Source organism: Phytoactinopolyspora mesophila (assembly GCF_010122465.1).
Taxonomy (GTDB): Bacteria; Actinomycetota; Actinomycetes; order Jiangellales; family Jiangellaceae; genus Phytoactinopolyspora; species Phytoactinopolyspora mesophila.
In genome coordinates this window covers 398,265-420,129 of sequence record NZ_WLZY01000007.1, presented here as the reverse complement: position 1 = coordinate 420,129, position 21,865 = coordinate 398,265, and the positions used below count along the sequence as shown (strand labels likewise).

The window sequence follows — 21,865 nt, the reverse complement described above, 5'->3', positions numbered from 1 at the left end:
CTCGCGATGTAGTTAACATACGCCATCTTGCCGCGTTACGGAAGATAGTGACGACAGTTGATCGTTTGATGCGCGCCGGCCGACTGTCGGGGCCAGCTAACGGGGGGTGGCGCGAGGGCGTCCACTGGTCAGGCGTCAGCCGCCGAATCGCCGTCGACGATCGCGCACAGCCGTGCCCGCTGGTCGTGGGCTGTTCCGGGCGCTTACGAAATGACGGAACTCAGGTTCTTGGCCGCGGTGATGTCGCGATAGGTCTGTCGCGCACGAGGAAGGCGGCGGGCAAGATTCGCCGCCTAGAGGTGCTGCCGGGCGGCGTTGAGGCGTTGCGATTGCGGACACAAGGCAAGGGACACTCGGCCTATTCGTGCAGCTAGGCGAACCTTCAGCACCTAGGTGCGAATGTTTCTGACATGTTGGGGTATACAGATCGTTACTTTATGACGTAGCGTTTGGCGCCATGCAAGACAGCGGGGGCCCAACAGTGGGCACACAGACCTCTGACGCCGATGCGGGACGGCGTGGTGCGGCGCCGTGTCGTGGTTCGCGTCGCAAGGTTTTGCGCCCGCTCGTTACGCTGGTGGCTCGCGCGCTGGCGCGCATGGTGGCCATGCTCTGGCTCATCGCCTCGGTGACGTTTCTGGCCATTCGGGCGCTACCTGGCAATCCGGTCGATGTCTGGATGCAGGAGATGCAGGGGACCGGCCTCACCGGTGACCAGGCCCGTGACCAAGCGGCTCGGCTTCTCAAGATCGATGTCGACGAGTCACTGGTGAGCCAGTACGTCGGCTACATGCGCAACCTCCTCCGAGGAGACCTTGGTGACTCGATCATCTTGTCGCCGGGCACACCCGTGATGGAGATGCTTGGGGTGCGACTTGCATGGACGCTGTTTAGCGTGAGTCCGGCGTTGATCGTCGGGTTTCTGATCGGTCTGTATCTCGGTAGCCGCGCGGCTTATCGGCGGGGTACGTGGCTAGATCGGCTGATCACCAATGGCAGTGCGCTGACGGATTCCATGCCACCGGTCCTGATCGGGATCTTGTTGGTGTTTTACGTCGGCGTGGTGTGGGAGCTGGTGCCGATTCAGTCGCTGAGAGGGGCGTACTCGTCGGGCGTGCAGCCCGGTTTCACTCTCGACTTCGCGCTGAGTGCGCTTGCCCATGTGATCATGCCGTCGATGGTGTACGTGCTGGCCAGCGTGGGCGGCTGGACGCTGATGATGCGCGGAAGTGCGCTCGGCGTTCTTAAGGACGATTACGTCGCCCAGGCCCGGGCGCGGGGGCTGTCTGAGCGGACGATTCGAGTCAGCTTCGTGCAACGTAACGCACGGTTACCGCTGGTCACGGGCTTCGCGATCAGTATGGGTTTCGTCGTCTCGGGATCAGTTCTTGTAGAGGAGATTTTCGTCTACCCCGGTGTTGGCCAGTTGCTAGCTGACGCGCTGGCGTTGCGCGACTACACCGTGATGCAGGGCGTTGTTCTCGCCACAACCGTCACTGTGCTCATCGCCACAGCGATCGCAGACACCCTTTATGGGTGGCTCGACCCCCGCACCAGAACGGAGTACGAGTGAGCGGCGACGTGGGCAACCACCGAGGTAATCGGCATGGCGCGGTGCGTCCGATGCGGGTGAACACCGTGATACGGCGAGTTGGGCGGTTTGCCGCTGGCTGGGTCCGGCGGCTCGGCTTCGGTGGCATGTTCGGGCTGGGTGGCCTTGTGCTCCTCTCAGCCGCCTCGGCGGTCGGCCGGTTCTTGCTCGACCCGCCTCGCACCGACGTGGAAGCGATCCTGCACGCACCGAGTTTCGATCATCCGCTGGGCACCGACTTCAGCGGCCGCGACAACCTTCAGCTTCTGGTACGCGGGGGCTGGGACATGCTTGAGCTAGCCGTCGTCGCGGGCTTTCTCATGTCGGCGATTGCAGTCGGCGTCGGGTTGCTGGGTGCGTTCAGCGGCGGCCTGGTGGATAGGATCGTCGTCCGCCTCACCGATGTGTGGCTCACTGTCCCGCGCTTTGTCCTGCTGCTCGTCATCGCGAGTCTCTATCCGGTTAGCTCCACGGTCGCCCTAGCCGCGCTGATCGCAATCTTCGGCTGGCCGTATCTCGCCCGGCAGATTCGCGCTCAGGCGCTGTCGCTGCGAAGCCGGGAGTATGTCGAGGCAGCCCGGCTACTTCAGCTGCGAACCAGCCACATCTTGCTGAGGTATCTGGTGCCGGCGATTGCTCCGTTCGTGGTGATCTCGACGATCCAAGCCATGACGCAAGCGATCTACCAGCAGGTCGGACTCGCGTTCTTCGGCCTGGTGCCGCTGCAGGACAACTGGGGGGTTCTGTTCAGCGCTGCCTTCCGCCAGAACGCCCTCTACCTGCCTTCCGCGGCATGGAGCCTGCTTGCGCCGGTCGCCGCCATCTGCTTCCTCCAATTCTGTCTTGTACTGACCTCCCGGTCACTAGAAGAGCTATTCGATCCGCGTCTAAGGAGCGGGAAGTGATGTCGTCGCACGACCAGCTGCCGGCGGTCCTCGAAGTCGCGGATCTCAGCGTCGAGTACCGTGACCACAGCCGCACGGTCCATGCCGTGACCGGCCTCTCGCTCGCGGTGGGCCGGGGTAAGACCCTCGCGCTCATCGGCGAGTCTGGATGCGGCAAGACCACAGCCGCGCTGGCGATTCTCGGCATGCTGCCTGCGTCAGCCACCGTCGTGTCCGGCACCGTCACGGTGACGGCCGAGGCACGCCCGGTCAACCTCCTCGGCCTCCCGGCGCGCGAGCTCCGCATGATGCGTTGGCGCCACATCGCCTATGTGCCGCAGGGTTCGATCAGCGCGCTCAACCCGATCCAGACCGTTAGCCGTCATTTCCGGCAGACGGCGCAAGCGCATAACCTGGCACGCCGCGTCGCCGAGGCGCGTGCCTACGACCTTCTCGCCGCCGTCCACCTCGACCCGAACCGAATCTGGACCTCCTACCCGCACGAGCTGAGCGGAGGTCAACGCCAACGGGTATCCATCGCAATGGCGATGTTGCTCGAGCCCGCGGTGATCGTGCTCGATGAACCGACTACGGCGCTGGATGTGCTGACCCAGGAAGCGGTCCTCGAGACGCTGCTCGAACTTCAGGAAGCAACCGGCGTGAGCTACTTGGCGATCACCCACGACCTAGCTGTCGCGTCGGCAGTCGCAGACCGGATCGTCACCATGTACGCCGGCCGTCCCGTGGAGGACGGCGCCGCCGAGCAGGTCGTCGCCGAACCGCTGCATCCCTACACGCGTGCCCTGCTGAAGTCGATGCCTTCGGTGGACTCGGACCTGGCGGCCGAAGCCATCGGTGGGCACCCGCCCAGCCTTGCCGCGCTTCCCGCCGGATGCTCGTTCCACCCCCGTTGCGCCATAGCGCAGGAACGGTGTCGCGAGGCCGGGCATCCGGAGCTGATTGCGATACGAGGCCGGCAGGTTGCGTGTCCGGTGACCGTGGACCGGATCGGCAGTGCGGAGGCGACGGCATGACCGAGCTGCTGGCATTGACGAACGTGGCCAAGACTTATCGCCAACGGCGCCGGGTCGTCACGGCCCTCGAGGACGTCACTCTCGCTCTCCATGCTGGGGAGATCCTCTGCCTTGTCGGAGAGTCCGGATCCGGCAAGAGCACGATCGGCCGGATCGTCACCGGCCTTGTCGCACCCACGTCAGGCGACCTCCGCTACCGCGGGCACGCGGCCACAGCGATGCACCGCAAGAATCTCCGCGCCCACCGGTTAGGGGTCCAGATGATCCACCAAGACCCCTATGCCTCGCTCAACCCGGGCATGACAGTTGGGGCAACGCTGCGGGCGCCGCTCAGCCGGCATTTCCGGATGCCGCGCCGCGAGGCGCACGACCGGCTGCGGGGCCTCCTCGCGGATGTGGGTCTCACGCCACCGGAGACTTTCGAGGGCAAGTACCCCCACGAGCTCTCTGGGGGCCAACGCCAACGGGTCTCCATCGCACGCTCACTCACCGTTGAGCCAAACGTTCTCGTGGCCGACGAGGCGGTGTCCATGCTGGACGCGTCGATTCGGGTCAGCATCCTGCAGATGCTGCGCAACCTGTGCGAGGAGCGCCAGCTGGCGGTCCTGTTCATTACCCACGATCTTGCGGTCGCGCGGCAGTTCGGGCGCGACCACTCGATCGCGGTCATGCAACGAGGCCGGATCGTCGAGCACCGCCCGACGGCCGACCTCGTATCTACACCCGAGCACTCCTACACACATGCACTGCTCCACGCGGCACGCCACGAGGGCTTGCGATCCAAGCATTCGGCTCGTGCCAAAGCAGGTCAAGAAGCAGCGGAGAAGCAGTTGACCACGTGGACCGCGTCTAGCACCCCATCCGATTCCACGAACTCGTCGGTCCGCGACAGGAGCCCGATGACGTTCGTCATGCCCAAACGAAGGAGAAAGTCATGAGCAGATCGATGCGCGCGGCGGCCGTTGTCGCCGCTGCGGCACTCGTGGTCCTCGCAGCGTGCGCCGGCGATCCGGCCGACAGCGGAAGTAACGGCGGCAACGGTGACGAACCGGCAGGCGGGGATGCGGGCTCGACGCTCGACCTCGTCTCTGCCGAGGTTCCGGCCGAACCGCCAGAAGACGTCGCCGAGGAGACCCGGTACGTCATCACCGTCGACCTGAAATCCGGCATCGAATGGTCCGACGGAACCACACTGACTGCACATGACTTCGTCGGCCTGTACGACGTGCGCTGGGCTCAGCAGAACCCCATCTGGGAGACGCTGACGCAAGTGTCGGCAATATCGGACACTCAGCTGGTGTTCGAGACCCGTGATCTGTCCCCGAACATCATGCAACAGCTGATCCGCTGGAACCAACCGGCCGCGCTGTCGCAGTTCGGCGACATCTACCAGCGCCTAGGCGAACTGCGCGCCGAAGGCGCGAGTCCTGGTGACCCGGAGGTGGCAGCTGTCCTCGACGAACTCGACGCCCTGAACCTGGATGAGACCGTGGCGTACGGTCCGTACGTCATCGACCCCAGCTCGGTCACGGCCCAGCAAATGCGCATGGTCAAGAACGAGGGCGGCTACAACGCAGACTCGATACACTTCGATCAAGTCGAGGTGGCGTGGGGCCAGACCCAGCAGACCGTTCCGCTGCTCCTGCAGAACGAGCTTGACTACACGACCGATGCGCTCACCCCCTCCGATGTTCAGGTGCTCGAAGCGAACCCGAACATCGATTTCATCCGGACACCGCTTAGCACGGGGACCGGCGTCTGGTTCAACCAGTCGATCGAGCCGTTCGACGACAAACGGTTCCGTCAGGCTATCGCGTTGATCATCGATCGGCAGCGCAACGCCACCGTCTCTCTCGGTGACGCCGCCCGGCCGATCGAGTACATGGTCGGGTTCAGCGACAACTACGTCGACGCGTGGCTTTCCGATGAAGCGGTCGCGCAGCTCACCACCTACGAGCGTGACGAGGACGCCGCCGCCCAGCTCCTTGAGGAAGTCGGCCTGGCCAGAGACGGCGACACCTGGATGTACGAGGGAACCCCGTTCGGTTTCGAGATCACCGCTCCGTCGGACTTCCCGGACTTCCTTGCCTCAGGCAGAGACGTGAGCGAGCAGCTTAACGAGTTCGGGTTCGACACCCACGTGCGCGGCATCCCAGCAGCTAACCGGCCGGACACCATCCGGCAGGCCCGCTACGAAGTCCTGCTCGATTTCAGCATGGTCTCCACGCCATCACACCCCGCGACGAGCCTCGACTGGAACATGGCCGAGGGCTTCTTCGGTACGAACAACCCCGAGGCCGACGGATCGAACGGTCTCAACTGGCCGTGGCAGCAGCAAGCTCCAGACGGCACGGAGGTCTACATCCCTGACCTGCTCGAGGAGGCCGTTGCCGGCCTTGAGATGGAGCCGCAGAAGGGTGCCGTTGGGACGCTGGCACAGATCTTCAACGACCAGCTACCAGTGGTGCCGATCTTCGAACGCTACACGACCGACCCGATCGCGCATGGGCCTCGTGTGGCTGGTTGGCTGCCTATGGATCATCCAGTCTATGAGAACAACCAGGGCAGCGATCCTCCCGTCGCGATCCAGTTCCTCGAGGGCGTTCTCCAGCCTGCCGAGGGCGGGGACGGGTCGTTCCGTACCAGCGCCCCGTACGCCCAGCCGCCGAACTTCTCCTGGAACCGCTACAGCGCCAACGCGATGTTCGGCTCGATGACCTCGCCTTCGTATGACATCGCCTTCCCGCCGCTGTTCTGGTACGCCGAGGCGATTGGTGCATACGTCCCGAGTATCGGCGAGTCGTACTCCGTCGCAGAAATCGGCTGACCCAACACATCGCTTCCTGGCGGGACGCCCCGGGGGCGTCCCGCCAGGAACCAGACGGTGTTGGCCTTCTTTGAAAGACCCTTCGCCAGGGCCAAGGGCCTCCGGTACCTGACCAGGGCACACCGCTGCGGTCCTTCATGCTCGACGGCAGCGTCCCGATGCCACGCGGCCGGCTGGTCGCCGGAGTGTTCGATTTTGAGTTCGTACGCATATGCGACCGCCAAGTCCAGAGTGAGGCGAGGGTGAGCGAGAGAAAATGTCGACGGCATTTTATTGCCATGATCACATACAACATGTAGCTTAATTACGAAGCTAAGAGGAGGTGGTGACCCTCGGAAGATGTCGCCGGATGTCATGGGCGTCGATTCGTCGACGCGGCTGGGCGACAGGTACGTACGGCTCCTCGTCCATTTCTGAAGCATCCAGGAGGTAACGATGAGATTTCGGAGAAAAGGTGGCTGGTTCCGCGCCGTCATTGCCATCATCGGGGCAGCGTTCCTGGCCATCGGCATGCTCGCTTTACCTGGTTCGACTCAACCACCTTCGACTCAACCGGCTCCCGCCCAGCAGGGATGCACGCCTAACCAGCCGAACGGCATTCCGCATTGGTATAACCTGCACGACGAACGCGGCGTGACATTGTGTCGCGGGGAGGTTCTCTCGGGTCCTCCACCGGAGGTTCCGGCTGCCGTTTTACAGATCGTTGATTTGGAGGCCGGCGCCAATGTGAGCCTGGTTTCGGAGGCTGTCGACATTGGTAGCGGTGCATCTACAGACAACGAATTCTATAAGCGACTCGCGATAGACTGGTTTGACTGGATCGAAAGCCGCGCCGCAGCTCCAGCACCTAGCAGACTGTTTAGCACAACAAACGCATCGTTCTTCACCGACACGTCTGGTGATAGGACGGCGCTATCTCTTCCACAAGATTCCTTGCAATGGCCTACGGACTTTCCATTTCCTGTTGCCAACCGGACATATGGCGCGGCTCTTGGCGATCACGATGACCCAGCCTGGGGCGGCCTGAAGCGCGCGCTAAAGATCGGGAACCCTGGCAATACGCCTCAGTTCGTCAGCATCGAGGAATTCCCTACTGAATACGACGAGGCTGATGTCGAAGCTACCTTCGGGGGATTCATGAATCCGCAGTGCGGTGGTGGCGATTGCATATATGGCACTGTTGGATTCCAGCCGTTGTATGAGATCAGTGGGCCTGGCGTGTCGGGGCGAACTTTCGTGGGTGTGGTGCCGGGCTCCAAGATGTATATCCTTAGTCTTGACACGCCAGTGACCATTGAAGACGCAAATGAAATTCTTCAGTCCTTTGGTTCAATAATGGCAATCCAGCTCGATGGCGGCGGCAGTACCCAGATGTACGCTGAAGGATATGTCGAAATACCCAGCGCCATCGGTAGAACAGTCCCGGATGTTCTCGCCGTCTATCTTGCCCCTGAGTAAACGTAGAACCGATCTGCCTCTGATCTAACAACGCATCCCGGTCCATTAGGGCGCCTACGCGGATAACCGCGTAGGCGCCCTAATGGACCGGGTTTGATTGTTCTTGTCCTCGTACCTGTACGGAACATGGCAGTGTTGATCACCGTGATCGGTGTTACATCGTAGGCGAGAACCGTGCGGGTCGTCCGAGCACAGGCGGCGCGGTAGAGAGCTGGCCCTACGTCGAACGGGCCAAGGTGAGTCCCGCATGGTGGATGCTCCTATTGCTGTCAAGTGGTCTCTGGTGGGGTGAGCTCGGCGAGGGCGAGCGTCGCGCGTTGGTTCGAGTCCGGGGTCGGCGCGGGTGCCGATCTCGAGGCGGCGGAGGCGCTGGTAGGTCTCACGATCGCGATCTAATTTGAGGTCATCTCGCCAGTGCGCGCTAGCCTTCTCGGCTCACACGGCACGGCAGACCGACCGTCTGAAGACATAGATCTGTTCAGTACAGACCGCAGCCAGCCTGTTGAACGGCGCCGAGAGTACTGACGGTCTCCTGCGACGAATACCGGCCATCGCCAAAAGGCAGCGCGTGCGTCGCTCATGGACTCGGTTGACATCTTCGGTTTCAAACTGACGGGGCGACGCCGGCTTCGAACCAATCAGGGTGCGGGCCGATTCGCATGCTGTCGTCCAACAAGGAGACCGCCCGACGCTCTTCCTCATCGAGGGACGGCGCATGTAGTGCGCCAAGGTTCTCTCGCATGCGTGCCGCAGTTTCCGTCTTGGGGATGATCAGGTTGCCGAGGTCCAGGTGCCACCGCAGGACGAGTTGTGCAGTGGTAATGCCACGTTGCTGTGCCATGCGGACCAGTGTCGGATGAAGTTAGCAACTGGCCCTTGGCCAGCGGGCTCCACGCCTGAGTTGCGATGCCGTAACGGTCATGGAGCGAGCGTAGATGAGACTGCTGGAGCCGGGGGTGTAACTCGATCTGGTTCACCGCGGGTACAACCTTTCCGACCGTCAAGATGTCCTCCAGGTGTTTTGGCTCGAAGTTAGAGACCCCGATGGCGCGCACCAGACCTTCCGCGCGCAGCACCTCCAGCGCCTCCCACGTCTCCAGACCGGTTGCTCGCCCACACAGATTTGGTCAAGGTGAGCACAGACGATCTCCAGCTCATCTACGGTGGCGCTGAAGAGCATGTGATCACACACATCATGCGTCTCGGACCCCAGGCGGTCGTCGTGACCCGAGGAGCGGACGGTAGTGATCTTCACACGTCCACCGGACAGCGGATCACCATACCTGCCACTGGTAAAGACGTCGTGAGCACTATCGGAGCGGGTGATGCCGTCGTCGCTTCGATCGTGGCCGACGTCCTCGGTGACCCGGCACGGCCCTTTAGCCGTTTTACTGCACTTGCCGGGAGCAACTGGACGGCGCACCTCAACCGCGCCATGAACGCAGCAGCGATGGTGTGTGGGCAACTGGGTGGACAGATTCCGGCCACAGTTTTCCGGTCACACCGATCCCATGCGGCTCCGGCCGCGTGCCGGGCGAGGAGGGACAATGCGCATGGATAGACCTGTACACATCGTGACCGGCGGAGGTCGTGGCGTCGGCCGTGCCGTCGTCAAACGCCTGGTGAAAAGCGGCCAGCACGTCGTCGCGATAGAACGAGAGCCCACGGCCGTTGATTGGATCGAGAGCCATCCGGACGGCGACCGAATCGACGCCGTAGCCGGCGACGCAGCCGATCCCACAGTGCTCGAACACGCCGTCCAGCGTGCTTATGCTATGGGCACGCTCGTCGGCTGGGTAAACAACGCCGCCATCTTCCGTGATGCCGCTCTGCACAACCATCCGCTCGAAGCCGTCGCCGAACTGGTCAACGCCAACCTGAAGGTCGCACTAGCCGGCTGTGTTGCCGCCGTCCGGGCGTTCCTCGCTGCGGAAACGGCCGGTGCAATTGTGAACGTCTCCTCCCACCAAGCCCAGCGCCCCGTGCCCGGCTGTCTACCATACGCGACCGCCAAAGCCGCTATCGAGGGCCTGACCCGCGCCGTCGCCGTCGACTACGGAAGGCTCGGCATCAGAGCCAATGCGGTGGCGCTCGGGACCATTGCCGTCGACCGGTACGTCGATGACGCGGAAAGCCGCGGTGCAGAGTGGGCCTGCGAAACCGACCGCTTGCACGCACTAATGCGAGTCGGGCAACCGGACGAAGCCGCTTCCACCATTACGTATCTCCTGTCCGAGGAGGCGAGCTTCATCAGTGGCGCGGTCATTCCCGTCGACGGGGGTCGCTCAGCCCTGGCACGCGAGCCGCAACTACCCGAGGAGAACGGCACCAGTGAGAGCAGCGAATAGCCACGTGTACGCGTCGACGCCGGATTGGTGGCGCACCGCCATCGTCTACGAGGTCTACCTGCGCAGTTTCAGTGATAGTGACGGGGACGGGATTGGTGACATCAACGGATTGCGTTCCGCCTTCGATACCTTGCTGACCTGGGGGGTGTCGATGCTCTTTGGATCACCCCGTGGTATCCATCGCCGATGGCCGACGGTGGCTATGACGTCGCCGACTATTGCGACATACATCCAGACTTCGGTGATCTCGAACAAGCGACGGCGCTGCTTGACGACGCCCACCACCACGGCATGCGAGTCCCACTCGACCTCGTCGCTAACCACACATCCGATCACCATCCGTGGTTTCGACGTGCTGCTTCCGACCCGTCGGCCCCGGAGCGCGACTGGTATTGGACACGACGAGGACGTGGGGCGTACGGAGAACTGCCACCCAACAACTGGAAGTCAGTGTTCGGAGGCTCGGCGTGGAGCAAATTGGATAGTGCGGTGAAGCCACCAAGAACCGAATGGTACCTCCATCTGTTCACCCCAGCACAACCCGACCTGAACTGGGACAACCCGGGCGTCGCCGAGCAGTTCGATCACATCCTGCGCTTCTGGTTCGACCGGGGTGTGGACGGGCTCCGGATCGACGTCGCTCACGGTCTCACCAAACATCCAGATCTACCCGATCTTGCGGCCCCCCACAATGCGACGCCGTCACGGTCTCCCGACGAAGTCAGTGGTGCGTACGTGGTCAACCATCCACACTGGGACCGTGATGACGTCCACCGGATCTTCCGTCGGTGGCGAGAAATCGCCGATTCATACGCGTCGAGTAAGCAGGGAGCCCGCATCTTCGTCGCCGAGGCGTGGCGGACCCGCAAAGGCGGACTACCCCGCTACTTGCGCGCAGACGAATTGCACACGGCGTTCAACTTCGACTTTCTAAAGTGCCCATGGGATGCCGATCTCCTGCAGGCCACAATCGAAACCCAGATCCGGTCACTTGCCACCGTGGGCGCGACGCCTACCTGGGTGTTGTCGTCACACGACCTGATCCGGCCTGTGACACGGTTCGGCAGCAAGGGCAGTCTCGCCGATCTCATGCTCAACGACGAGCCCGACATCGATCTTGAGGTCGGCTGTCGGCGGGCCCGGGCAGCTGCACTTCTGATGCTGGCGCTTCCCGGCAGTGCATTCATCTATCAAGGCGAAGAACTGGGACTTCCTGAGGTGTTCGACATCGCACCCGAAGCCCGACAGGATCCGATCTCGTCCGGCAGCGGTGTGAAGCAACGAGGGCGGGATGGCTGCCGGGTTCCGCTGCCGTGGTCTGGCGAACTCCCAGCTCTTGGGTTCAGCAATGCGACACCGTGGCTGCCCCAGCCTGCGTGGTGGGCTCAGTACTCAGTAGACCAACAGGAATCCGACCCATCATCGATGTTGACCCTCTATCGTCGCGCCATCCATTGGCGTCGGCGGCATTTGACGATCCCGCTGACGCCCGAACTCGACTGGCTGGATTCTGCTCCTGGCGTGTTGGCCTTTCGCCGGGGCGACGAATTCCAGTGCGTCGTCAACGCCTCCCCGGTCACGGTCGACCTACCATCGGGCAGTCAATTGGTTATGGCCAGCGGCGAACTGCCCACCAAAGGCATCCCGCCCGACACGACCGTCTGGCTGCATGCATGTGGACCGCATGGCCTCCGCTGAGCACGAAGCCACGGTCGCCCAGATATCGAGTGCGATCCGGGCAGGGCGTTCTTGCGGGGCATCCATCCGCGGGGCATGACGCAACTCATGGAAGCGGTCCTCCCGCAACGCGCGGAACTGCCGAGAGGGTAAGCGCCTTCGTCACTCGCGGCGGGAGCCATTGTCAAGACCCGTGAATCAAGATCTTTTACCGACCCGTCCGGCGCGTGCATCTTTCCCTGGGACTCCTGCCAGCGGTGGCCCGTTTCGTGCGGGCCGCGGCGACGCTCTCCGCTTGGTTGTGCCGGAGCAGCGCACGGTCCGATCTGGCGGGATAAGCAGGCGGCCCGCCGCGACATTGGCTCGACCCGACCTCGCGAGAGGCACCGCGATGTGGACGATGGTGACCGGCCACCCTCGGTGGTGGTCGACGGTTTGTGTCGAATACGTGCCCAAGTCTCCGTCCGCGCGGCCGTCGAACGCGCATCGTTACAGGGCAGCCTATGTGTGGTTGATTCTGGTGTGCCGCTCTCTCAAGGCGGTCGCGCGGGTTCGAATCCCGTCGGGGCTACCACTGGTAGATCGCCTCTCACCTGCGGAAACGCGGGGGAGGGGCGATCTACGTATGTGCGGCTGTATCCGGCTGAAACGGGTTGCCTGCGACTGTCTGTGCCCGAGTTTCAGTCGCTGATAGAGCGGCCAAGGGCGCGGTCGATCTTGGCTCGGTTGTGCGCCGTGTCGCCGTCGATGCACTTGGCGTAGATCTCGAGCAGGACGTCGACGGACTGTCCGGCCCATTCGGCGACTTGGGTAGGTGGCACGCCTGCGTTGAACCACGTTGACACCGCTGCGTGACGTGGGTCGTACGGACGGGCGGCAAGGGGCGATTGTTGTGCGTGCGCTCGTGACCTGCCTTGCGCGCCTTTGCCCATACCCGAGTGACGGTGAAGGCCGGGAGTTGGTCGGTGTTCCGTCCGCCGACGAATAGCCGGCCGTCGATTGCTGTGCCAAAGGTGATGGAAACCACGCTCGCTGCCCGTGGTGTGCCGTCGAGCCGTACGGTGATTCCGTCGAGGACGGCGCGCAGTATTGCGGGTCATTGAGCGTCGCCGCGGGGCGCGTGTTCCTACCGGCCCAGCGGAGCGCATCGTAGACCCATTCGGGGCGGTCGGGATCGTCGCGGCGCTTGGTGTTGAAGGCCCATCGTTTCAGTGCCGACCGGGGGCGGACTTCGTCGGGCATGCCGCGCTTGGTGGTGAACGTCAGACATGTGATTGCCGTGAGTGCTTCGGTGATGGTGCGTCGTGTGGTTGCTGCCGCCCTGGGCCACTTGAAGTCTGTGTACTCACATGCGAACGCGTACCAGGTCTCGCGCGCGGACCGTTGTCAGAACCGGTTGCGCTGGCCGTCGCCGGCACCCTCGGCGGCAGTGGGCGGGGCGTCGGCAAGCTCGGCAGCCCACCGCCGCGACCACTCGATGACCGGACCGAGGGACTCGCGGGCGTCGTGGCCGAGCGGGGTGAGGGTGTAGTTGCCGTCGCGCAGCACCTCGGCGAGCCGAGCCTCTTGGAGCTCTGTGAGCCGTTGCTGCAGGACGCTTGACGACATGCCGTCGCAGCGCCGCTGCAGGAGCCGGAAGCCGAGCGGCTCGTTCCCCAGCTCCCAGATGATGCGCAGAGTCCAGCGGCGCCCGAACAGGTCCAGTGCCGCCATCAACGATCGTCCCGTGGTGGAACCGCGGACCGGCCGGCCGGGCATGGGCGTCGGCGACGCGTTCATGACTCTCCGTCAACTCTTGTGCTTCGAATTCCGAAACAGTAGCATCGCACATCGCGGCGGTGCTTCGGAATTCAAAGCACTCATCCCAACACTGGAGGTTCCATGCCCAAGGGCTACTGGGTCAGCGTCTACCCCACCATCGATGACCCCGAGAGTTTTGATGTCTACAACGAACTGGCAGGTCTAGCCGTCGCGGCCGCGGGCGGGCGGGTGCTCGCCAGCATCGGCAGCCGGGTCGACGCACACGAAGCCGGAATCGCCGAGCGCGTCGTCTTGATCGAGTTCGACAGCTTCGAACAGGCGGTCGCAGCACGCGCGAGCGCGGCCTACCAGAAGGCACTGGCCGAACTCCCCGACGGCTTCGAACGCGACTTCCGCATCATCGAAGGCCTCGACTGACCGAGGTCCAGTCGGATCTTCACTGAAGCTTCAATGAGTCGCGGTTTACACCATGATCTGGGCGGCATTGACACAGGGTGGCCACGGTAGGTGGTGGCCGGGGCTGGCCGCGAACCTCCTGCCGAGGTCGATCCCTCATAATCACGACTCGGGTGTGATGGTGATGATTTCGCAGTGTATTTGCAGGCCGGACCTGGCGATGCGCGCATCGCTGGTCAGCAGTGCCATCCGGTGACGCTCGGCGCAGGCCACGTAGATGGCGTCGGCGTACCGTAGCGCGGAGGACAGCGCCCACGCGCGGTGCACATCCACCCACATCACGGCGTCCATGCTGACCTCGAACTGTTCGGCGTCTAGCAGTGCCTGCTCGATGTCCTCGGGCTGGAATGGGTGCTGCGGCCGGTTGGCGGCTGCCCGCAGTCCAGACATCACCTCGAATGCGAAGTGGCCGGGCGCAATCAGTGGCTCTGACGCCGGATGCTCAGCCAGTGCGCGGCGGGCGGCCTCTCCTCGCGGGCCGGCATCGGCAACAGCGTCGATGATCGCCGATGCGTCGACGATCACGTCGGCGGGTCGCTAAGTTCTTCCGCCCGCTCAACGTGGGCGTCGTCCACAGCGTCAAGAACAGCGAGCCGCTCATCATCTGGGACGGCGGTCTGCCCGTGCAAGCGGCGTGCTGCGCGGTCCAGCGCTTGGCGCCGCCGCAGGTGTGCGGCCTGCATGTGAACGGCCTCGCGCAGGTATGCCTGCAACGACAACCCCCGGTCCGCCGCAGCGGACCGGAGCTGCTCCAAGTCATCACCGGGCACGTCCCGGATGAGCACGTTCGGCATCCACACATGCTATCTATCGTGATATCGCATATGCAAGCGCAGCCCGCTCGTCAAGAGGCAAGCTCTCACCGACATCCCCCGTCTTCACCGGGCGACACGACAGAGCTATGGGCGATTGTCGGCCAAGCCATTGGATGAGCAGCAGGTGGACTTCTTCTTGTTCCTCGTGGATGAGGTAGATGACCTGGCCGCCGTGTCAGGGCCGAAGGGCCACCACCTCACTGCGCCGTCGGGGTTAGCGTCATGCTGGGGACGGCCGTTCCATGGGGTGAGCTGAAGAACGTCGAGGATCTCAGCGTAGGCAGCCAGTGCTTCGTCGGGGAGTGCGGCGAGTTGGTCGAGTATGGCCGCGTCGGGGACGATGCGGTACACCTTATGTGCCCAGGCGTTGCCGGATCAGTTCGTGCATCTGCTCCGCGGGTACCGCGTCGGGGTTGTGGCCGGTCTGGGTGATTTGCTCGGTCTTGGCGAGCACGCGGAAGTACGAACCGGGATCGGTGGCTTCGGTGTGAGCGATGTGTTGCCACTTGCGGAGAAAAACTCGTGCACGCCGGTGAGGTCTTGGACTGCTTGGCCCGCTCGAGCACGATGTCCCACTCGGCGTCGAACTCGACGGCGACTCGCCAGCTCAGGCGTGCCCGGATAGCTACCGGGTCGGCAGCCGGTTGCGCTGGGCGTCGCCGTCGATGCACTCGGCGTGGATCTGCGCAAGATCTCTTGTGCGCAAAGAGTAGCCGGGTTTGAGGATGGTCAAGTTTGTGCATCCGGAGTATGCAGATCTACTAGTAGATTAAACTTCATGATGGTTTGCCTAGCTACCTCTATGTACACTTGTAATGTGCAACGTAGAAAGATGCTAAACCAGCTGCAACGCGAGCTTCCAGAGGGGCTCGTGGTGGATGCGGCCTGGCTGGAGCGGCATGGGTACTACCGTTCACTTAGGCAGACGTACGTCAACCACGGCTGGCTTGAGCGAGCGGCACGCCGGGTTTATCGTCGGCCTGGTCCCGAGCTGAGTTGGGAACAGGTTGTCATCTCCTTGCAGACTCTGCTTGAGTATCCGGTCGCGGTCGGCGGGCGCACTGCCCTCGAGCTCGGTGGCCTTGCTCACTATGTTCCGCGGGTTCATGCGGAGGTTCACCTGCACAGGGATCGTGCGCTGCCAACCTGGTTGCCGACGCTGCAGCTGCCGCAGCGCCTCATCGATCACAGGAACACGCGGCTATTCGACATCGCTGTACCTGAGTTGACGTCGTCGGATCTATCCGCCCCCCGGACAGATGGCGACGTCCAGGCATGGGCGCGTGGTGGATTCGTCGCGGTGTCGTGGGGACAGTGGAACTGGCCGCTCATGGTGTCAACGCCGGAGCGCGCCGTGCTCGAGCTTCTGGACGAACTCCCGGCCCGGGAGAGCTTTCATCAGGCGGATGTGCTTTTCGAAGGCATGGTCGCGCTGAGCCCGCGGCGTGTCCAGCACCTACTTGAACGTTGCAAGAGCGTAAAGGTCAAGCGGCTCTTCTTCTTTTTCGCCGACCGCTACTCGCACGCTTGGCTGGCCCGGATCGACCGTGCGAAGGTCAACCTCGGTTCGGGTAAACGTGCGCTCGTGCCCGGTGGACGTCTGGATTCGACGTACAACATCACCGTGCCGGAGGACTTGTATGCCGTTTAGCGAGCCCTACCGCCGCCAAGTTGCTGCTCTCGTGCGGTTCCTTCCTTCCATCGCGGCCGAGGATTGCTTCGCTCTTAAGGGCGGTACCGCGATCAACCTGTTCATCAGGGATATGCCGCGCTTGTCTGTTGATATCGACCTTACCTACATCCCCATCGCACCGCGTGCTCATTCTCTCGAGCAGATCCACGGCGCTCTGAGGCGCATAGCCAAGCGGCTGGAAGCCGGCCCTGCTGGCGCTTTCAGTGACGTTGCATGCTCCTGCCAAGGGTGAGACCACGATCACCCGGCTGACAGCGCGCTCCGATAGTGCGCAGGTTAAGGTCGAGGTTACGCCTGTGCTACGCGGGGTGCGTGTACGAGCCTCAACTGATGGCCGTGGCGCCATCGGTTGAGGACGAGTCGGCTTCGCGGAAGCGCCCATCGGTTCATTTCCCGACCTTTACGCTGGCAAGATCGTCGCTGCGCTCGATCGCCAGCATCCGCGTGACCTATTCGATATCCGCGACTTGCTTGAGCGTGAAGAAGTGACTGACGAGCTGCGTCGTGCCTTTGTGGTCTACCTGATCAGTCACAACCGTCCCACGCACGAGATCATCAACCCGACGCGTAAGGACATCGGCCACGAGTACACGCGCGGCTTCCTCGGTATGACCAGCACTCCTGTGGCGATCGAGCACCTGATTGACGCGCGAGAAGACCTGATCATTGAGGTCGTGAGCCGGATGCCCAGCGCGCACCGACAGTTTCTGGTCTCATTCGAGCGCGGTGAACCGGACTGGCCCCTGCTCGGGATCGATGATGCCGAACGCCTTCCTGCTGTCCGCTGGAAGCAGCAAAACCTTGACAAACTCGATAGAGCAGTCCGGTCGCAACTCGTCGCCCGGCTCGAGAACGTATTCACGTAGATCGGCGATCTCCGTGAATGCACCTGGCGTCCCGTAGGTCCCCGACCGGCCGTCCGACGGTCACAAGCCACCGTGAGACTGGGGCAGCGATCAGTGCCGCGCTGAGATCCTTCGACTGCTTGGTCCGCTCCGGGACGATGCCCCACTCGGCGTCGACCTCTACGGCGATCCGCCAGCTCAGGCGCGCGCGGATGGCCGGATCGGCGTCCGGCGGTATTGGCCCACCACTGGGCAGTGGTTCAGCGGGAGCAGTCATGACCTTGCGATCACGCAGCCGGACAGCCCGAGGCGGGGACGTCGGCGACGTGTCGCCGCATCGGTGAGCGGTCAGCTCCGGCCATCGGCGAGCATTCGTGCCAAGTACGTGTCCAAGTTTCCCTCTCTGCGGGAGTCGACCTGGTGTTGTCACAGGTCAGTAGCATGTTGGAGCGTCCTGGCTCGTTGCCCTCTCAAGGCGGTAACTCGGGTTCGAATCCCGTCGGGGCTACCACTGGTAGAGCGCCCCTCACCTGCGGAAACGCGGGGGAGGGGCGCTCGTCCGCGGCTTCTCACGCCGCGGCCGGCTCTGGATCCGACTGGTCATGACGTGCGGCCCGCTTGGCCCCGAGTAGCAGCAGGGCCGCCGCGACGAAGAGGACGAGCAGCGGTGAGGGGCCGCCGGCTGCTGTGGCGACTGCCGCCCAGGCCGCGATCCCCCAGGCGATGAATGACGGCGGAGTTATTCCACGGTAGGCCAGCCAGAGGATGAGCAGGCCGAGCAGCAGGAAGGGAATGCCGAAGCTGCCGACGGTGTACCAGAGCGTCGCCTGGGCGTGAGTCATCTCGGTGGCGTCTGTGTGCCAGCCGTCGCCGTCGAACCACGCGCTGGCGTGGCTCGGTGCGGTCTCCAATAGCGCGCCCAGGCTGTGCCCGACACCCGGGAACAGCAGAATGAGCCAACCTGCCCACTTGATCATCTAACATCTCCAGTCTCATTGTGGTCGTGCCTACGAGGTTCGGCGGGAGTGGTCTGCTGGCGGCCGGTGTCGCGGTGCTTCAGCCAGGCGCGCTCCCACTGACGGGTCATGGCTGGGTAGACGACGAGGTACCGGAACGGCTTGATCGCGCTCAGGTAGATCCGGCCGAACAGTCCGTTGGGCTTGACGAGGGCCGCCATTTGTAGTTCGTGCTCGCCGTTGCGTCCCTCGACCCAGCCGAGGTGCAGGACGTCGTGGACGGTCTTGTTGGCCAGCTCGTAGGCGCCTTCGTGGGCCAGCTCGTAGAGCGTGGTGAACGGGGTGTTCGGTACCGGCGTTCCGGTCGCCGGCTGGTGCAGGTCGTCGGGCAGTCGCTCGATTAACGACCGGACGCGTGCATCCAAGCCGGCTGCCGGATCGTCCCAGCCGAAGAGCGCGCCCAGCTTCCACCGGATCGCGAACAGCGTCCGCGACGCCCACGACTGGTTGTGCAGTCCGCCGTCGGCGCGCAGCGCCTGCAGCATCAGCGGGAAGTCGTCGGGCCCGGCGCCGGGCGTCCGGAATACCCAGACATCCTCGACCGTGAAGTCCGGGACGATCTCGTGGATCCGCCAGCGACGGCTGGTGTGCTCGCTCTTGGGACGCTGGTTCGACATCGCTGCCTCGCTCGCTGTTGTACGGTACGGTATAACCGACATTACACGGGTTGTACGGGGGCGTACAACCGGCACCTGTGGCAGAGGGGTGATCACGCAATGGGCGCGCTGCGCACACCGCGCGAGAAGTGGGTCGAGGAGGGGTTGCGGACTCTGGCCGACGGCGGCGTGGACGCGGTACGGATCGAGGCGCTGGCCAAGGCGCTGGGCGTGACCAAGGGTGGCTTCTACGGCTACTTCACCGACCGAAGCGCCCTGCTGGAGGCGATGCTCGACACATGGGAGCGGGAGAGCATCGACGTCGTCCTCGACCGTGTCGAGCAGGCGGGCGGTGACGCGCTCCATAAAGCCCGCCTCGCCGGTCAGCTCACCTTTTCCGACCGGCTGCTCCCCATCGACCTGGCGGTTCGCGACTGGGCGCGGCGTGACCCGGCTGTGGCCGACCGGCTGCGCAGAGTGGACAACCGGCGGATGCAGGTGCTGCGTGACGCCATCGGGACGATCCGCCAGGACCCCGATGAAATCGAGGCCTGGTGCCTGCTGGCGTTCTGCATGGCCATCGGCCACCACTTCCTCGCCGCCGACCACCTCGGCCGGACCCGCGAGCAGGTGATGGGCCGCGCCGGCGACCTCATACTCGGCCGTTCCTGAGACTAGCGATTCCACATCGTGCCGAAGCCGGCGCACTAGAGAGCGAGGCAGACATGCCGCAAGTCGAGATCTCACACGGAACCATCGACTACGTCGAGAACGGTTCCGGGCCGCCCGTGGTACTGCTGCACGGGCTGTTCATGAACCACACGGTGTGGGATCAAGTGATCGGCCTTCTCCCTAGCGGGTGGCGCTACATCCGGCCGGACCTGCCGCTAGGCGCGCACCGCACCCCGATGAACGCTGACGCCGATCTCAGCTTGCGTGGGCTCGGTCAGCTTGTCGCGGAATTCCTGGCGGCCTTGGACCTGCGCGACGTCGTGATGGTGCACAGCGACTGGGGCGGCGCCCTGTTCATGACCGCGTACGGCCTCGATGACCGGATCGCCCGGCAAATCATCTGCCCGAGCGAGGCTTTCGAGAACTTCCCGCCCGGCCTGCCGGGTGCCATGGTGAAGTTTGCCGCGCGGATGCCCGGCGGGCTGACCCTCGCGTTGCGTCAGCTGCGGATCAGCTGGCTACGCCGGACGCCGCCCATGTTGGGGCAAATGGCGAAGCGCCCGGTCCCCGATGATCTGGTTCGCGGATGGACCGAACCTGGTCTTCGTGATCCGCGGGTACGCCGTGACGTCCGCGTTCACGCTACCGGCCGTTTCGACGACGCCGAACTCATCGCGGACACCGAAGCGCTACGCAAGTTCAATGGCGACGTGCTGGTGCTCTGGTCGGACAATCGCGTGATGCCGCTGGCCCACGGGCAACGGCTCGCCGAGTTGATTCCGCATGCCCGGCTCCGGGTGATCGACGACGCCAAGGTGCTCGTGATGCTGGACCAGCCGGCACAGGTGGCGGCTGCGATGACGGAGTTCCTCCGTGAGGCCGGCCCCACCGCTGGCTGAGCCACGGTATCGGTCAGGAATCGAGAAGTGCCGGACACGTTGTGCTCCTAGCGTGGAGGCGGAGCAAGTGGATGACGAAGATACGAGCAGAGGAGTATCGATGATGGGTACCGGGTCGAAGTCCGGCGGGAAGGGCCAGTCCTCGGAGGAGGGGTTCTCGGCGCAGGAGCGCGTCTCGATAAAGGAGCGGGCCGCGGAGCTGAAGGCGCAGGCACGGCGCGGCCGTGGCAAGGACAAAGCGGCAGCCGACGAGGCCGATGTGCTGGCCAAAATCGCCCAGATGCCGGAGTCGGATCGTGTACTGGCTGAACGAGTCCACGCGATCGTCACCGCTGCCGCGCCGGAGTTGGCCCCGAAGCTCTACTACGGGCAGCCCGGCTACGCCCGCAAGGGAAAGGTCGTGTGCTTCTTTCGTAGTGGGCAGATGGACAAGGAGCGGTACTCGACGTTCGGGTTCAGTATGCAGGCCAATCTCGACGACGCCCACGGCCTGTGGCCGACGTCGTACGCGTTGACCGAGCCGAGCGAGCAGGCTTGGGAGAAGCTCACTGAACTCGTCAAGCAGGCCGTCAGCTAGCGGTCCGTCGGGCTTGCGCCGATTTGTTTCGGACCGACTCGCCGGGTGCGTGGATGCAAGTCTTGAGTGCGGCGCGTCCGTAGGATCGCTGCATGTCTGTGGCGCGGGTTCGGGATGCTTATGCCGCTCGGGCAGGGGAGTACATCGCGGTGGTCGGCAGCATCGAGCATGCCGCGGATCAAGATCGTGAGTACGTGCTGGCGTGGGCCCGAGGCGTGGGCGGGCACATCATCGACGTGGGTTGCGGTCCGGGGCAGTGGACGAACTACCTGCGTGAGCGCGGCGTGGACGTCGAGGGTGTCGATCCTGTTCCGGAGTTCATCGACGACGCTCGACGCAGATACCCCGACGCCGCCTACCGGATCGGTCATGCGGATCGGCTAGACGTGGAAGACGCGAGTCTTGGCGGCGTTCTGTCCTGGTACTCACTGATCCACACCGATCCGGATGAGATCGATGCACTGCTGACCGAGTTCGCGCGGGCAATACGGCCAGGCGGTGGCCTGGCCGTCGGCTTCTTCGAAGGGCCCGAGCCGGCCCCGTTCGACCACGCTGTGACGACGGCCTACTTCTGGCCCGTTGACCTGCTCTCGTCCCGCATCGAGCAGGCCGGATTCGTGGTGAGCGACACCCAGACTCGTACGGATCCTGGCCGGCGTCGTCATGGAGCTATCACCGCCCTACGGCGACACTGACCATCAGCTGTGCGGCCGGTG

23 protein-coding genes and 4 pseudogenes are annotated in these 21,865 nt (G+C 63.8%); 17 read left to right on the top strand and 10 right to left on the bottom strand.

Going from position 1 to position 21,865, the window contains the following annotated elements; translation table 11 throughout:
- Positions 1 to 556 precede the first annotated feature (556 nt).
- The 6 genes from F7O44_RS20880 to F7O44_RS20855 all read left to right on the top strand — a co-directional run bounded on the left by F7O44_RS20880 (position 557) and on the right by F7O44_RS20855 (position 7,794).
- Positions 557 to 1,573, top strand: coding sequence for an ABC transporter permease (locus F7O44_RS20880; protein ID WP_162452195.1), 1,017 nt, complete (start codon positions 557 to 559; stop codon positions 1,571 to 1,573).
- A complete protein-coding gene (locus tag F7O44_RS32010; protein ID WP_162452194.1) occupies positions 1,570 to 2,496 on the top strand; it encodes an ABC transporter permease subunit in 927 nt (308 codons plus the stop codon). The genes F7O44_RS20880 and F7O44_RS32010 overlap by 4 nt, the downstream gene beginning before the upstream one ends.
- On the top strand, positions 2,496 to 3,509 hold the full coding sequence (locus tag F7O44_RS20870) for an ABC transporter ATP-binding protein (protein ID WP_162452193.1): 1,014 nt from the start codon (positions 2,496 to 2,498) through the stop codon (positions 3,507 to 3,509). The genes F7O44_RS32010 and F7O44_RS20870 overlap by 1 nt, the downstream gene beginning before the upstream one ends.
- A complete protein-coding gene (locus F7O44_RS20865) occupies positions 3,506 to 4,447 on the top strand; it encodes an ABC transporter ATP-binding protein (protein WP_162452192.1) in 942 nt (313 codons plus the stop codon). The genes F7O44_RS20870 and F7O44_RS20865 overlap by 4 nt, the downstream gene beginning before the upstream one ends.
- Positions 4,444 to 6,336: an ABC transporter substrate-binding protein gene (locus F7O44_RS20860; protein WP_162452191.1), complete on the top strand. Its 1,893-nt coding sequence runs from the start codon at positions 4,444 to 4,446 to the stop codon at positions 6,334 to 6,336. The genes F7O44_RS20865 and F7O44_RS20860 overlap by 4 nt, the downstream gene beginning before the upstream one ends.
- A gap of 435 nt (positions 6,337 to 6,771) precedes the next feature.
- Positions 6,772 to 7,794, top strand: a complete 1,023-nt coding sequence (locus F7O44_RS20855) for a phosphodiester glycosidase family protein (RefSeq protein WP_162452190.1) — start codon at positions 6,772 to 6,774, stop codon at positions 7,792 to 7,794.
- 604 nt (positions 7,795 to 8,398) lie between these two features.
- Here F7O44_RS20855 and F7O44_RS20850 read toward each other — a convergent pair.
- A pseudogene (locus tag F7O44_RS20850) lies at positions 8,399 to 8,849 on the bottom strand (aldo/keto reductase).
- Positions 8,850 to 8,884: 35 nt separating this feature from the next.
- Here F7O44_RS20850 and F7O44_RS20845 point away from each other — a divergent pair.
- The 3 genes and pseudogenes from F7O44_RS20845 to F7O44_RS20835 all read left to right on the top strand — a co-directional run.
- Positions 8,885 to 9,355, top strand: a pseudogene (locus F7O44_RS20845) (PfkB family carbohydrate kinase); the annotation flags it as partial.
- The gene (locus tag F7O44_RS20840) at positions 9,348 to 10,142 is read left to right on the top strand and encodes an SDR family NAD(P)-dependent oxidoreductase (RefSeq protein ID WP_162452187.1); all 795 of its coding nucleotides are present in this window, start codon (positions 9,348 to 9,350) and stop codon (positions 10,140 to 10,142) included. The pseudogene F7O44_RS20845 and the gene F7O44_RS20840, both read left to right, overlap by 8 nt.
- A gap of 108 nt (positions 10,143 to 10,250) precedes the next feature.
- Complete coding sequence (locus tag F7O44_RS20835) at positions 10,251 to 11,840, top strand: alpha-amylase family glycosyl hydrolase (RefSeq protein ID WP_343073902.1); 1,590 nt, start codon at positions 10,251 to 10,253, stop codon at positions 11,838 to 11,840.
- A 659-nt stretch (positions 11,841 to 12,499) separates the two neighbouring features.
- On the opposite strand, the gene F7O44_RS20830 is transcribed toward F7O44_RS20835, so the two are convergent.
- Together F7O44_RS20830 and F7O44_RS20825 are read right to left on the bottom strand one after the other, a co-directional pair.
- Positions 12,500 to 12,640, bottom strand: coding sequence for a hypothetical protein (locus F7O44_RS20830; RefSeq protein ID WP_222851552.1), 141 nt, complete (start codon positions 12,638 to 12,640; stop codon positions 12,500 to 12,502).
- A 565-nt stretch (positions 12,641 to 13,205) separates the two neighbouring features.
- Positions 13,206 to 13,598 carry a winged helix-turn-helix transcriptional regulator gene (locus F7O44_RS20825; RefSeq protein WP_222851551.1) on the bottom strand — a complete coding sequence of 131 codons (393 nt, stop codon included), beginning with the start codon at positions 13,596 to 13,598 and terminating at the stop codon, positions 13,206 to 13,208.
- Positions 13,599 to 13,700: 102 nt separating this feature from the next.
- Between F7O44_RS20825 and F7O44_RS20820 the strand changes: the two genes are divergently transcribed.
- A complete protein-coding gene (locus F7O44_RS20820; protein WP_162452186.1) occupies positions 13,701 to 13,997 on the top strand; it encodes a DUF1330 domain-containing protein in 297 nt (98 codons plus the stop codon).
- Between the two features lie 141 nt (positions 13,998 to 14,138).
- Here F7O44_RS20820 and F7O44_RS20815 read toward each other — a convergent pair whose 3' ends face one another.
- From F7O44_RS20815 to F7O44_RS32355, 4 genes and pseudogenes are all read right to left on the bottom strand, one after another.
- Positions 14,139 to 14,561 carry a PIN domain-containing protein gene (locus tag F7O44_RS20815; protein ID WP_162452185.1) on the bottom strand — a complete coding sequence of 141 codons (423 nt, stop codon included), beginning with the start codon at positions 14,559 to 14,561 and terminating at the stop codon, positions 14,139 to 14,141.
- Positions 14,558 to 14,830: a hypothetical protein gene (locus F7O44_RS20810; RefSeq protein WP_162452184.1), complete on the bottom strand. Its 273-nt coding sequence runs from the start codon at positions 14,828 to 14,830 to the stop codon at positions 14,558 to 14,560. Before F7O44_RS20810 ends, F7O44_RS20815 begins: the two co-directional genes overlap by 4 nt.
- A gap of 373 nt (positions 14,831 to 15,203) precedes the next feature.
- Positions 15,204 to 15,356 (bottom strand): annotated as a pseudogene (locus F7O44_RS30535) (DUF6247 family protein); the annotation flags it as partial.
- A 46-nt stretch (positions 15,357 to 15,402) separates the two neighbouring features.
- A pseudogene (locus F7O44_RS32355) lies at positions 15,403 to 15,594 on the bottom strand (DUF6247 family protein); the annotation flags it as partial.
- Positions 15,595 to 15,683: 89 nt separating this feature from the next.
- Between F7O44_RS32355 and F7O44_RS20805 the strand changes: the two are divergent.
- The 3 genes from F7O44_RS20805 to F7O44_RS29715 all read left to right on the top strand — a co-directional run bounded on the left by F7O44_RS20805 (position 15,684) and on the right by F7O44_RS29715 (position 17,410).
- Complete coding sequence (locus F7O44_RS20805) at positions 15,684 to 16,502, top strand: type IV toxin-antitoxin system AbiEi family antitoxin domain-containing protein (protein WP_222851550.1); 819 nt, start codon at positions 15,684 to 15,686, stop codon at positions 16,500 to 16,502.
- Complete coding sequence (locus F7O44_RS29720; protein ID WP_222851549.1) at positions 16,492 to 16,776, top strand: nucleotidyl transferase AbiEii/AbiGii toxin family protein; 285 nt, start codon at positions 16,492 to 16,494, stop codon at positions 16,774 to 16,776. The genes F7O44_RS20805 and F7O44_RS29720 overlap by 11 nt, the downstream gene beginning before the upstream one ends.
- Positions 16,777 to 16,924: 148 nt before the next feature.
- Positions 16,925 to 17,410 carry a nucleotidyl transferase AbiEii/AbiGii toxin family protein gene (locus tag F7O44_RS29715; RefSeq protein ID WP_343073901.1) on the top strand — a complete coding sequence of 162 codons (486 nt, stop codon included), beginning with the start codon at positions 16,925 to 16,927 and terminating at the stop codon, positions 17,408 to 17,410.
- Here the strand turns inward: F7O44_RS29715 and F7O44_RS20795 are convergent.
- From F7O44_RS20795 to F7O44_RS20785, 3 genes are all read right to left on the bottom strand, one after another.
- The gene (locus tag F7O44_RS20795; protein ID WP_162452182.1) at positions 17,403 to 17,666 is read right to left on the bottom strand and encodes a hypothetical protein; all 264 of its coding nucleotides are present in this window, start codon (positions 17,664 to 17,666) and stop codon (positions 17,403 to 17,405) included. The genes F7O44_RS29715 and F7O44_RS20795 overlap by 8 nt on opposite strands.
- A 292-nt stretch (positions 17,667 to 17,958) precedes the next feature.
- On the bottom strand, positions 17,959 to 18,366 hold the full coding sequence (locus F7O44_RS20790; protein WP_162452181.1) for a DUF6463 family protein: 408 nt from the start codon (positions 18,364 to 18,366) through the stop codon (positions 17,959 to 17,961).
- A complete protein-coding gene (locus F7O44_RS20785; RefSeq protein WP_162452180.1) occupies positions 18,363 to 19,022 on the bottom strand; it encodes a DUF2867 domain-containing protein in 660 nt (219 codons plus the stop codon). Before F7O44_RS20785 ends, F7O44_RS20790 begins: the two co-directional genes overlap by 4 nt.
- A 99-nt stretch (positions 19,023 to 19,121) precedes the next feature.
- Between F7O44_RS20785 and F7O44_RS20780 the strand changes: the two genes are divergently transcribed.
- The 4 genes from F7O44_RS20780 to F7O44_RS20765 all read left to right on the top strand — a co-directional run bounded on the left by F7O44_RS20780 (position 19,122) and on the right by F7O44_RS20765 (position 21,844).
- Positions 19,122 to 19,673, top strand: a complete 552-nt coding sequence (locus tag F7O44_RS20780; protein WP_162452179.1) for a TetR/AcrR family transcriptional regulator — start codon at positions 19,122 to 19,124, stop codon at positions 19,671 to 19,673.
- Positions 19,674 to 19,726: 53 nt separating this feature from the next.
- Positions 19,727 to 20,572 (top strand): alpha/beta fold hydrolase, encoded by an 846-nt coding sequence (locus tag F7O44_RS20775; protein ID WP_162452178.1) that lies wholly within the window; start codon positions 19,727 to 19,729, stop codon positions 20,570 to 20,572.
- A gap of 100 nt (positions 20,573 to 20,672) precedes the next feature.
- Positions 20,673 to 21,149: a DUF1801 domain-containing protein gene (locus tag F7O44_RS20770; RefSeq protein WP_425501404.1), complete on the top strand. Its 477-nt coding sequence runs from the start codon at positions 20,673 to 20,675 to the stop codon at positions 21,147 to 21,149.
- A 92-nt stretch (positions 21,150 to 21,241) separates the two neighbouring features.
- The gene (locus tag F7O44_RS20765) at positions 21,242 to 21,844 is read left to right on the top strand and encodes a class I SAM-dependent methyltransferase (RefSeq protein WP_162452176.1); all 603 of its coding nucleotides are present in this window, start codon (positions 21,242 to 21,244) and stop codon (positions 21,842 to 21,844) included.
- Positions 21,845 to 21,865 lie beyond the last annotated feature (21 nt).